Here is a 12,944-nt window from a genome sequence, read left to right on the forward strand (position 1 = left end):
GGCTTTCCTTTTTTAGAAAGAAGAAAAAGGTCTATTTTGAATCTGCAAAGAATGATATAATAGTAGAAATAGTCTAATAGGGAGGGATTATGGAAATTGATAATCGATCAATTCGTCTTGGAGATGAGCTAAAGAAAGAATTGAAATCAGAGAGTCGAGTCAAAATTGCAGCAGCAACCTTTTCTATGTTTGCTTATCAGCAGTTGAAAGAGGAATTGGAGAATATTGAAGAGTTAAAATTTATTTTTACAAATCCGACTTTTATAACAGATGAAACCAAAACAGATTTCCGTGAATATACGATACCCAAAAAAGAACGAGAACAATCGATTTTTGGTGGAAAGTATGAACTGAAATTGATGAATGAGCTGACCCAAAAAGCGATTGCTCGTGAATGTGCTGATTGGATCCGAAGAAAAGCGCAATTCAAATCGATTAATATTGAAACAGATGAAATGCCAAATGGTATTCGAATTGAAAATTCGGATGATGTAGTGGCAGTAGACCGTTTGAAAAACTTTGATCGCAAAGAATTAGGATATGAAGCTTCTCTATTTAAAACGAGTAGAAACCTCTATCATGCACCACTTAGTTTAAATTATTTAGATGAATTTGATAATCTCTGGGAAGAAGATGATTATTTTCGTGATGTTACAGAAGAGTTTTTGGAGAATTTAAACCTAGCTCATAAAGAACATTCTCCTGAGTTCATTTATTATGTGATGCTATATAATTTATTTAGTGAATTTTTAGAAGATATCAATGAGGATTTTTTACCCAATGAAGGTGTTGGTTATAAAGAAAGTAAGATTTGGGGGCTGTTATATGATTTCCAAAAGGATGCAGTAAAATCGATCATTTCTAAATTAGAAAAATTTAATGGATGTATTCTAGCGGATTCGGTTGGTCTAGGGAAGACTTATACAGCTTTAGCGGTCATGACTTATTATGCTTATCGAGGCAAACGTATTTTAGTACTTTGTCCTAAAAAGTTAGAAAATAACTGGAATATGTATCGTCATGATTATGTAAATAATCCAATTTATGATAGACATTTGCTTTATGACGTGCTTTATCATACAGATCTCAGTAGAGATAAAGGACACTCTAATGGAATTGATTTGTCCTTAAATAATTGGCATACTTATGATCTGGTTGTCATTGATGAGTCTCATAATTTTAGAAATGGTGCTTCTAGCGAAAATGATTTATCTGAGGGGAGAGAAAATCGATACAGCCGTTTAATGAATCGAATCATAAGGTCTGGTGTCCCTACAAAGGTACTCATGCTATCAGCCACACCTGTTAATAATCGCTTTAATGATTTGAAAAATCAAATTGCTCTAGCCTATGAAGGAGATACGGATCAAATTGATAGTAAATTAGAAACAAAATCATCTATAAATGATATTTTCAGAAATGCTCAATCTGCTTATAATAAGTGGGCTGACCTACCTGCAGAAGAGAGAACAACAGATAAACTCTTATCTACATTAGATTTTGATTTCTTTAAAGTACTGGATAGTGTAACGATAGCCAGAAGTAGAAAACATATTCGGGAATTTTATGATAGAAAAGCGATTGGAGAATTTCCACAGCGCTTAAAACCACTTAATTTTGAACCTGATTTAACGGTTTCAAATCTCGGAATTACCTATAAAAAATTATATCACTTACTTGATAAACTCCAGTTGACTATCTATCAACCATCGATACATATTTACCCATCAAAGAGAGCTAAATACGATAAAAGTAAAGAAGGAGTAATGGGGAATTTAACTCAGTTTGGCCGTGAGTCTGGTATCAAAAAACTGATGATGATTAACCTGCTCAAACGTTTAGAAAGTTCTGTTGCAGCTTTTCGATATACTTTAATAGACGTTGTAAAAGATTATGTAGAAAAGACCTTAAAGGCTATCGAGGAATATGAATTGACAGGATTGGATCATTTATCTCTTGATTCTCATCTTGATGAAGATGATTTTGATTTGGAAGATAGTAATCTCGAGTTCTCTATTGGTAAGAAAAATCGTATTGCTTTACAAGATATGGATTATCGTAGTTGGAAGGTCGAGTTAGAACAAGATTTTGCAGTATTGACAGAGCTGGAAAATTTAATCAGTAAAATAACGCCACAAGAAGACCAAAAACTTCAGACTCTTTTTACCTTGATAGATGAGAAACTAACAAATCCAATCAATGATGGTAATAAAAAGTTGATTATTTTCTCCGCATTTGCGACAACAACGAACTACCTTTATAAACATATTAGTCAGTATGTCTTGGATAAGTATGGTCTTTACACTGCTCAGATTTCAGGTACAAAAGGTTTTGCAACAACTTTGGAAACTAAAAATAAAGACCTCAATTCTTTATTAACTTATTTCTCTCCTAAATCAAAATCTCGTGATGTTTTGTTTCCTGGTGATGAGAGTGAGATCGATCTTTTAATTGCAACAGATGTGATTTCCGAAGGTCAAAACTTGCAAGATGCAGATATGATGATCAATTACGATATCCACTGGAATCCTGTCCGTATTGTTCAACGATTTGGTCGTGTGGATCGAATTGGTAGTCAAAATAAATACATTCAATTGGTTAACTTTTGGCCAAATCTTGAGTTAGATGAGTATATCGATCTTAAGTCTAGGGTTGAATCGAGGATGAAAATTTCGGTCTTGACTTCAACAGCAGATGATAATGTTTTATCTAGTGAAGAAATAGAGGATAATAATTATCGAAGAAAGCAATTAGAACGTCTTAGAGATGAAGTGGTTGATCTAGAGGAGATGAATGATGGTATTTCCATTATGGATTTAGGATTAGAAGATTATCGCATAGACCTTCTTAAGTATTTGGAAGAACATCCTGAGTTAGAAAAAGTTCCGAGAGGTTTGCAAGCTATTTTACCTGCTTCCAATAAAGAATCAGAAGGTGTCATTTTCGTCCTAAAAAATAAAGATCAGATAAAAGGAAAAAATAATCAAAATCAGCTTCATCCATATTATATCCTCTACATCAATAGAGATGGAGAATTGCTTTTATCCCCTTCCGAAAGCAAGAAAATATTGGAACACCTTAGTAGCATTTGTCGGGGTCAAAGTAAACCATTAAGTCAAGTAGTAGACAAGTTTAATCGTCAAACAAAAAACGGTAAAGAAATGGTTGTTTATTCGGAATTGCTTCAAGAGGCAATTGATCAACTAATGGAACATGATCAGATTTCAACTATGGATGCCCTATTTAACTTTGGATCTGTTGATTTGATGAATACTAGCATTGAGGGAATGGATGATTTTGAGCTAATTTGTTTCTTCATATTGATGAAAGGGGATTCTGATGATTAGATTTCCGTCCTATACAGCCTTATCAAAACCTCACCTTCTATTTAGACCTCATAAAAAGGGAAATAGTGATTTTTTTGATAATCTTAATGTATCTGTGAAAGAAAAGAAGGATTTAAGAGAGCAGATTAAAGCAATTCAAATTACTCATCAGATTGATACAAGTACCACTAATATTCCTGCTGGAAAAAAAGTAAAGCAAATCATGGTTTTAGAAATAGAACTGGAACAAATGGATGTTTCCTTAACTTTATTAGAACAGCTAGATATAAGATTAGGGATTTATACAGCCTTTGTATTAAAATATCCACAAGGTAGAGAAGAACTTCTTATTCATTATAAAGAGCCATTAAGTCAAGAAAAGGATGGCAAGCACTTTAAGATTGTCCGTCGCTTTCAGACGCATGATGATGTAAGCATTGACTTTGAGGGAAATGATTTAGATGGTGTTTATGAGAGTCTTGTAAAAGAAACTGGTAAGAAAGAATTACAAGTTTTAGAAAAAAGTAATCTTAGAAACTCTATTGAACTCAGTGATCAATTAGATAAATTAGAAAAAAAGGCACAACAGTTAAAGAAAAAGATGTATTCTGAAAAATCAATGAGAAAACAAATGGAAATAAAAAGAGACTATCAGGCTACATTGAAAGAAATAGAAGATTTAAAGAAGCAAAATTGATTGTAAATTTTGACAAAGGAAAATCAGAAATTTAGATTAGAGAACTCTTTTGATTTCAACCCCTATTTTTGATAAAATGAAGCTGTAATGTATTAAAAATTAAGCATTACAAAGATAGGATAAGCCAACTTAAATTTTTATAAAATTAAAATTACAAAAGCTTGACAAAGCTAAGAAAGGATACTACCATGAGCACAGCACAGCACAGCACAGCACAGCACAGCACAGCACAGCACAGCACAGCACAGCACAGCACAGCACAGCACAGCACAGCACAGCACAGCACAGCACAGCACAGCACAGCACAGCACAGCACAGCACAGCACAGCACAGCACAGCACAGCACAGCACAGCACAGCACAGCACAGCACAGCACAGCACAGCACAGCACAGCACAGCACAGCACAGCACAGCACAGCACAGCACAGCACAGCACAGCACAGCACAGCACAGCACAGCACAGCACAGCACAGCACAGCACAGCACAGCACAGCACAGCACAGCACAGCACAGCACAGCACAGCAAACAGGTGAAAACTCTGGACTTGAGAAATTAACTCTCACTTCAAAAGATGTTTTTACAGATAATATTTCAAAAATTGGTCAACTTTTTCCTGAGGTTCTGACGGAAAAGAGGGATGAATACGGCAAATTACGTCCTGCAATTGACTTTGAGAAACTTAAACAGTTTTTATCAGAGGAAATTGTGGATGATCGAGAATCCTATGAGTTTACTTGGGTTGGAAAGCGTGAAGCTATTGCAGAAGCTGGGCGACCAACTACCAAAACCCTAAGACCAGATCTTGATGAAAGTGTTGACTTTGAAAACAGTGAAAATATCTTTATTACTGGAGATAATTTAGAAGTCTTGAAAATCTTACAAGAATCATATCTAGGAAAAATCGATATGATTTATATCGATCCACCTTATAATACAGGGAAAGATTTTGTATACTCTGATAAGTTCCAGAAAACAGACGAAGAGTTGAAGGAAGATATGGAACTTTTGGATGAAGAAGGACGCCAAGTTATTGGTTTACGACCAAATGAAAAGACTTCGGCCCGCTACCACTCAAACTGGCTCAATATGATGTATCCACGCCTCCGCCTAGCGCGTAATCTCCTCAAGGATTCAGGTGTTATCTTTATCTCTATCGATGATAACGAACAAGCGAATCTTAAAGCTATCTGTGATGAGATATTTGGGGAGGAGAATTTTATAGCAAGTATTACTAGGAATACAAATAGTTCTAAGAACCAAAGTTTATATATTTCGGTAAGTCATGAATATTGTCTAGTTTATTCCAAGGATGAGATAGAATTAGCAAAAAAACATAGTGAAAATAAATGGTCTGTGGATAAGAATAATATAAATGAGTATAAAAAGAGGGTAAAGCAGTTACAAAATGCTGGTTTAAGTAATGAAGAAATTACATATGAATTAAAAGAATTAACGAAGTATCCACGATTCATAGATTTTACCAACTATTGGTACTTTGATGAACGTGGATTATATCGTAAAGGTGATTTAGGTGGCGTAAAAAATGGGAATATGACTCCTCTATTTAATCCTTTAACATGTCAAGAAGACCCTGTTCCTCCTGGTGGATATCGCTATAAAAATGAAAAATTACAAGAACTTGTAAATGATAATCGAATTCATTTCCATACAGATGGAAGTTTGCCAACGATAAAGAGATATTTGAATGAAAACTCCAAGCAACGTCCAAAATCCATTATGAGTGATGATCAAAGACCTGATTATGCATTGTTAAAAAATATGGGGATTGAATTTGATAATCCTAAGCAAATGAGTTTTATGACGAGGATATTGAGTATTTTTGATTCCGAAGCAATATTTTTTGATTTTTTTGCAGGCTCTGGAACAACCGCTCATGCAGTCATGCAATTAAATTCTGAAGATGGAGGTAATCGTAAGTTTATCTTGTGTACTTTGGATGAGGAAGTAGTAGATAAGTCATCTAATAAAGAGGCAGGTTTTGAAACAATTGCCCAACTTTCGCAGGAGCGAGTTCGCCTTGCTGCTGCCAAGATTCAGGAGGAGCATCCAGAGTTGGTTGGCAAGCAGGATTTTGGATTTAAGGCTTACAAACTAGATTCTTCTAATTTTAAGGATGTTTCAGCTAGACCTGATCAATTTATTCAAGGAGAACTCTTTGATAGTGTATCCAATATCAAGGAAGGACGTACTGGCCTTGATTTACTTTTCCAAGTTATGCTGACTTGGGGAATGGAACTGTCACTTGCCATTGATATGGAGAAAGTAGCAAGCGCAGAAGTCTATGATGTGGATCAAGGTTCGCTCATGGCTTGTTTTGAAGATGAAATATCAGAAGAAGTCATCCGATATATCGCTCAAGCGCAACCACTCCGTGCCGTTTTCCGTGATAGCTCATTTGCCAATTCAGCAGATAAGATCAACGTAAGTGAAATCTTCAAAGAATTATCACCACATACAAAAGTGAAGGTGGTGTAATGTGAGCGAAATTCTAGATTTTAAAGATCGAGATATAGACTATGAGATTAATTTAAAATGCAATTCGATAGATACTGTAAGGGCAGCTAGAATTAATACAAGTAAAAGATTGTACGAATATGCTGAAAAATGGGAATTGATCTTTTTAGCAATGAGTATCATGTCAACGGGTTTATTAGTGTATTCGCTAATAAACCCTGAAAATAAAGATAGATTAGCTTTGTCGGCTTTGTTTTCCATATACTCTTTGCTTGTCCAGAATTTTGTTGCTAAGTTGAATTATAATGAGAGAGCTCTGAAACTACATTATCATCAGTTAGAATTAGAAGACTTTTTACTTGAATTAAAATCAATTATTTTCCAAAAATCACTTAGTGATGAAGACAAAATAAATAAATACCAACAGATAATGTCAAGGTATCAAATTAGCCTACGGGGAAATGAAAATCATTCAGATTTTGATCACAAGTATGCTAAAAAATATCAGAAGAGAAAATATGGTCAAGGCAATTCACAATCTGACAAGGAATCTAAAGTAACAGATGAGACAAATGAAGATGATAAGAAAAAGTGTTGGCTAAAAAATGCCTTTCTTTATATTGAGAAATTTACCAAGAGACATGATTTTAGTTGGAATAAAATCATTATTTGGTTTCAATATTTATTGATTCCATTAGTTCTTATCTGGTATTTGGTTTTATCCTGAGAGCAAGAAATTTTAAAGAAGAAAATTAATTATGAAACTACAATTTAAAAAACAACAATTCCAGTTGGATGCGGTGAGTGCTATTGCAGATTTATTTCAAGGGCAAGCCAAACATACTGGAGTTCAGTATATGGCAGATCCAGGTCGTCTCAAGTCAGATGAGGTAGATTTGGTTTTAGATGCTTATCGAAATGCACCGATTCAATTGAGTCAAACAAGTATACGAGAAAATGTTCATACTATACAAACTCGTTATGGTTTGCGTCCTTCTGATAAACTATCGATTGATATGATTGCTGGACGAGAAGCTTATAATTTTTCCATAGAGATGGAGACAGGAACAGGGAAGACCTACACGTATATCCGTACAATTATGGAGTTGAATAAACGCTATGGCTGGCTTAAGTTTGTTATTGTCGTTCCAAGTGTCGCTATTCGTGAAGGAGTTCTCAAGTCTCTACAGATCATGTCAAGTCACTTTCAGATGGAGTATGGCAAGCAACCACGCTATTTTGTCTACGATTCTTCACGTTTAGGTGATTTGGATAGTTTTGCCAATTCGTCAGACCTTCAAATCATGGTCATCAACTCTCAAGCCTTTAATGCAAAAGGCAAAGATGCGCGACGGATTCATTCCGAACAGGAAAGTTTCCGTTGGCGTCGTCCAATTGACGTCTTGGCAGCTATGAATCCGATTATGATTATTGATGAACCTCAGTCTGTTGAAGGGAAACAGACAAAGGAAAGACTAAAAGATTTTAAGCCATTGTTTACACTACGTTATTCGGCTACCCATAAAGAAAAGCATGATATGGTTTATAGATTGGATGCCATGGATGCTTATAATCAAAAATTAGTGAAGAAGATTGCGGTTAAGGCTATTGAGCAAACTGGGACGACTGGGACACAAGGCTATCTTTATCTACAAGAAATCATTCCACAAAAAACAGGAGCACCCAAAGCCAAAATTGAGTTTGAAGTAAAAACGCAGTCAGGTGTCAAAAGGAAATTGAAGGTGGTGGAAGAACCCTTTGATTTGTACGCTGAATCAGGGAATTTATCTGCTTATAAAGGAATAACCCTTAGTCACTTTGATGCAAGAGAGAACAAACTTCAAGTTGGAGTGACGCAAGAACTTCATGTCGGTGAAGTGATTGGGGAAGTGGATGAGTCGAGCATCAGAAGAATTCAAATCCGAGAGACCATAAAAAGTCATATCGAAAAGGAAAGTAAACTGTACAATCGAAGAATTAAAGTATTATCCCTCTTTTTCATCGATGAAGTGGCCAAGTATAAGCAATATGATGAACATAATGATGCCTATAATGGGGAATACGCTCAGATTTTTGAAGAGGAATACCGAAATCAAGTAAACCAGTTTATCCGAACACAGGAACCAACTCCTTATCGTAGGTATTTGGAGGCTAATCTTGAAGGAAATTCAGTTCATGCTGGTTACTTTTCGGTAGATAAAGTGAAGAAGTCAGATAAGACCATTTTTGTGGATTATAAATCTGCCAGTGAAAAGAAAAGTGATTTTTCAAATGACATTGATGCCTATGACTTGATTATGAAGGACAAGGAGCGTTTATTGAGCTTTGAAGAGCCAGTTCGTTTCCTATTTTCTCACTCAGCTCTAAAAGAAGGTTGGGATAATCCAAATGTCTTTCAAATTTGTACTCTCAAAAAATCTTCAGCAGAAATCGGGAAGCGTCAAGAAATCGGTCGAGGTATGCGTTTGGCAGTTGACCAAAATGGAATTCGTCAGGATTTTGAACTATTAGGAAATGATGTTCATGAAATCAATAAACTGACAGTAATTGCAAATGAAAGTTATGATCAATTTGCTCGAAGTCTACAAGATGAAATCAAAAAAGACTTGGCTGATCGTCCTGTAAAAGTGGACGTTACTCTCTTTACGAATAAAGTTCTAACGAATCAAGAAGGACAAATAATACGTATTACCAAGGAACAAGCAAATTCGATTCATTTTGATTTGATTCGACAAGGCTATATAGACCGTGAAGGGCAATTAACTACAGAATATTTTACTGCAAAAGAAAATCATCAGTTGCAACTGTCTGAAACACTAGCAGGTTATGAGGATAAGCTGGTAGAGATATTGGAGAGCGTTTATCATGCAGGACAGTATGAAATTGAAAATGCGAATAATGCGGTAATTCAATTCTCAAATGAGGTCAATCAAGAAAATATTGCCCGAAAAGAATTTTTAAATCTCTGGAAGCAAATCAATCATAAGACGAGTTACCAAGTAGAGTTTGATGATGCGGAATTAGTAAAACATTCGGTTGACTATATCAATGAGAAATTAGTCGTTAGTAAACCAAGCTTTCATATAACTCAGGCAAGTGCAGCAGATATGAGTAAAGAAGAGGGACTGAACTTTACGGTAGCTGAAAATGATCGCCAACAAGAATATCTAACGGGTTCGCGGATTATGACCAAATATGATTTACTAGGGGAGATTGCTGATCAAACTGGTTTAACTCGTAAGTTGGTTGCGGAAATATTAAGTAAAATCTATGTCTACCAATTTGACAAGTTTAAACAGAATCCAGAAGAGTTTATTCTTAAGGTTTCAAAACTCATTAATGAACAAAAAGCAAGTCAAATTATCAAGCATATTCAGTATAATGTGTTAAATGAAGAGTATGATATGGACTTGTTTTATGATAATCCTGAAACTGCTAACAGATCAGATGATCACTTACTTGAATCCAAAAAAGGAATTTACAATTTTGTAAAAGTTGATTCAAATACGGAGAAGACCTTTAAAGAATCGTTGGAACAATACGAGGATGTTCGTGTTTATGTGAAGTTACCAGGGAAGTTCAGTATTGCGACTCCACTTGGAAACTATAATCCTGACTGGGCAATCGCCTTCCGTGAAGGTAGTGTTAAGCATATCTATTTTGTTGCAGAAACGAAAGGCTCTATGTCTAGTCTTCAATTAAAGCAAGCTGAGCAAGCAAAAATTGCATGTGCGCGTGCTCACTTTAAAGCTTTAGCTCAAGCTGGATTGATTAATGACCAGCACATCTATGATGTGGTTTCTAGCTATGAGGAATTATTAAATATTGTAAGATAGGGAGGAAAAAGAAATGGAATTTGTTGTATATCGTAAGGGAAGAGAAGTAGCTGTTTTTCAACGTAGGAGTGATGCAGAGAGATATGTGCGCTCTAAAACTGGATTTTTCGGTGAACCAGATGCTTACTATCAGATTGAACAAAGAGGTTGTTATTTGACAGAAGCAGCTGTAACTTACAAGGGATTAGCAGATGACTGTGATGAATTGATGACTTTGCGAAAATTCAGGGATTCTTATCTAGCTTTTCAAGATGGTGGTCAGGAGGAAATTGAATCTTACTATAAGATGGCTCCTCAGATTGTTGCCAAGTTAGAAGAACATCCAAATCGAGAGGAAATACTAGATTCTATCTGGTCAGAACTTGTCTTACCTAGTGTTGCCTTGATTAAAACAGGAGAGAACCAAGCTTGCCATCAATTATATAAAACATATACACTAGAACTATCTCAAAAAGTGGTTCAATAAAACGATTAGAATATACAAAAAGAGTTCGGCTCCTCGCTAACTTGTATAGTGAAGAGGTCCCCCTATTCTATTTAGATCCCCAATACCAAAACAAGCGTCTCAAGCTAATCGCAAACTCAACTTATATTGAAGATTTTGAGTGGTATGATGATGAGACAAAAGAAGCCAATTTCTCTAGATGGCTTGATGAAATGGTGGGGCTGCAAGGAGTTATTTTTACCCCTTGGGATTTAAGGAACTAAGAAAACTATATAAATAGTATCAACTAACACAAAAAGGAATAATAAAGAAATGAAAGAACTAAATTTTTTGAAATATGCAACTATTGTATTTATGCTTTTTATCTTCTTTTGGGTAAGCTTTGGTGGTTATATCTTAGGAACTCAAGGAAATAATGAAGTAGAAACAGAGCAACAGATAAATAAAAAGATAGAAGATAGTGGATTGAAAGCAGAAATGAAAGACGCTGAGATTTTGAGTAAGTTTTACAATGAAAAAGGCTATTTTATAGTAGTGTACAATGGTACTACAAAAGCCCCTGAAATCATCAAGGTTGATTTTTCTGAATGGGAGCTTATGGATATAGGGGAACTATATTAAAACGCTTTGGGGGATCATACACTCACTTCTAAATCTCAAAAAACGAGCACTTCCGTAGTTGGAAATGCTCGTTTTTTGATGTGTTTAGACTATTAGTCTTTATTTTCGTATGGCAAGATTAAGTTCAAGATGATTCCTGTCATAGCTGATAGAGCAGTTCCTGAAAGGGTAACTGGACCGAGTTTAAGGATAGCTCCTCCAAGTCCAAGAACCAACATAGCACTTGCGATGATGAGATTACGCATTTGACCGAAATCAACACGTTCTTTGATCAAGACTTTCAAACCGTTGCTGGCGATAACTCCATAGAGAAGGATTGACATACCACCAAGTACAGCGTTTGGAATAGTTGAAATCAAGGCAGTGAATTTACCAAGGAAGCTAAGGGCAATTGCGATAAAGGCAGCGTTACGGATAACTGAGACAGAAGCGATACGAGTCATACCGATAACCCCTGTATTTTCTCCGTAAGTTGTATTGGCTGGTCCACCAAGGAAGGCAGAAACAGAAGTTGCGATACCGTCACCAAGAAGAGTACGGTGAAGACCTGGTTCTTTCAAGAATTGACGGCCACAGATTTGACCCAAAACAGTATGGTCTCCGATATGCTCAGAAATTGTTACGATAGCGATTGGCAAGATGGCGATGGTTTCTGGACCAAAGTAAAGATTGTATTCTTTAAAGGCACCACCTGTGCTAAATGGCAAGTAGAAACCAGGAATCTCAAACCAGTTAGCTTTAAGAACTGGTGTAAAGTCAACCAAGCCAAGAGTTAGTGCGAAGAGGTAACCACCGATAATGGCAAAGAGAAAAGGAATGATTCGTAGGAAGCCCTTTCCTTTAGTATTGATAAAGGCAGCAATCAAGAAAGTAACAACCGCTACAAGAGCATTTTTCCAATTTCCGTCCGCTACAAGACCAGCGTTAGTAACAGCTGAACCTGCAAGTCCAAGACCAATAACGATGATCATAGGTCCGATGATGATTGGTGGCAAGAGTTTATCAATCCATTTTGTACCTGCAAAACGAACACCTGCAGCCACAAGGACATAGACCAAACCAGTCAAGATAACCCCTGTTTGTGCAGCTGATACATCCCCTCCTAGTTCCTTCATAGCTAGGGACATAGCTGTGATAAAGGCAAATGATGATCCTAGATAAACTGGAACTCTAAAACCAGTTGCGATCATGTAGATGAGTGTTCCAACACCTGAAGCAAAAAGGGCAACAGATACAGGCATTCCCAAAATCAAGGGTACCAAGATGGTCGCACCAAACATGGCGAAAACGTGTTGGAAACTAAGGAGAATTCCTTTTCCAGCCGAAGGACGTTGGTCAACGTCTAGTAACAAATCAACAGTTGATTCTTGTTTCATATAAACCTCACTTTTGGGCATCAAAAAAGAGCCCATTATTTTACAGCAATAGGCCCTCAGAGTAAGACTTCTCTAAAATCTAGACTTTAAAGAGTTTTAAATATTTCTGCGTCTTCGTCACCTCACGGGATGACATTAAAAACCTTTGCTTGTGATAGTATAGCAGA

Annotated in this window: 8 protein-coding genes; 7 read left to right on the forward strand and 1 reads right to left on the reverse strand. The window is 36.1% G+C overall.

From position 1 onward, the window contains the following. Positions 1 to 89: 89 nt before the first annotated feature. From ADJ60_RS06250 to ADJ60_RS06285, 7 genes are all read left to right on the forward strand, one after another. Positions 90 to 3,347 (forward strand): helicase-related protein, encoded by a 3,258-nt coding sequence (locus ADJ60_RS06250; protein WP_049544078.1) that lies wholly within the window; start codon positions 90 to 92, stop codon positions 3,345 to 3,347. Then, positions 3,340 to 4,023 carry a DUF4391 domain-containing protein gene (locus ADJ60_RS06255; protein ID WP_049544079.1) on the forward strand — a complete coding sequence of 228 codons (684 nt, stop codon included), beginning with the start codon at positions 3,340 to 3,342 and terminating at the stop codon, positions 4,021 to 4,023. The genes ADJ60_RS06250 and ADJ60_RS06255 overlap by 8 nt, the downstream gene beginning before the upstream one ends. Positions 4,024 to 4,729: 706 nt before the next feature. Next, positions 4,730 to 6,520, forward strand: a complete 1,791-nt coding sequence (locus tag ADJ60_RS06260; protein WP_049544081.1) for a site-specific DNA-methyltransferase — start codon at positions 4,730 to 4,732, stop codon at positions 6,518 to 6,520. Between the two features lies 1 nt (position 6,521). Beyond that, positions 6,522 to 7,226 (forward strand): SLATT domain-containing protein, encoded by a 705-nt coding sequence (locus tag ADJ60_RS06265; protein ID WP_049544083.1) that lies wholly within the window; start codon positions 6,522 to 6,524, stop codon positions 7,224 to 7,226. Positions 7,227 to 7,257: 31 nt separating this feature from the next. Next, positions 7,258 to 10,335, forward strand: a complete 3,078-nt coding sequence (locus ADJ60_RS06270; RefSeq protein WP_049544085.1) for a type III restriction-modification system endonuclease — start codon at positions 7,258 to 7,260, stop codon at positions 10,333 to 10,335. A 13-nt stretch (positions 10,336 to 10,348) separates the two neighbouring features. Beyond that, entirely contained in the window at positions 10,349 to 10,801 is a 453-nt protein-coding gene (locus tag ADJ60_RS06275) for a CFI-box-CTERM domain-containing protein (protein WP_049544087.1), read from the forward strand. A gap of 291 nt (positions 10,802 to 11,092) precedes the next feature. After that, positions 11,093 to 11,401, forward strand: a complete 309-nt coding sequence (locus tag ADJ60_RS06285) for a hypothetical protein (RefSeq protein WP_049544091.1) — start codon at positions 11,093 to 11,095, stop codon at positions 11,399 to 11,401. Between the two features lie 92 nt (positions 11,402 to 11,493). Here ADJ60_RS06285 and ADJ60_RS06290 read toward each other — a convergent pair whose 3' ends face one another. Continuing rightward, positions 11,494 to 12,777: a uracil-xanthine permease family protein gene (locus tag ADJ60_RS06290; RefSeq protein WP_049544290.1), complete on the reverse strand. Its 1,284-nt coding sequence runs from the start codon at positions 12,775 to 12,777 to the stop codon at positions 11,494 to 11,496. Between the last annotated feature and the right edge of the window lie 167 nt (positions 12,778 to 12,944).

Source organism: Streptococcus pseudopneumoniae (genome assembly GCF_001076775.1).
Lineage (GTDB): Bacteria > Bacillota > Bacilli > Lactobacillales > Streptococcaceae > Streptococcus > Streptococcus pseudopneumoniae_G.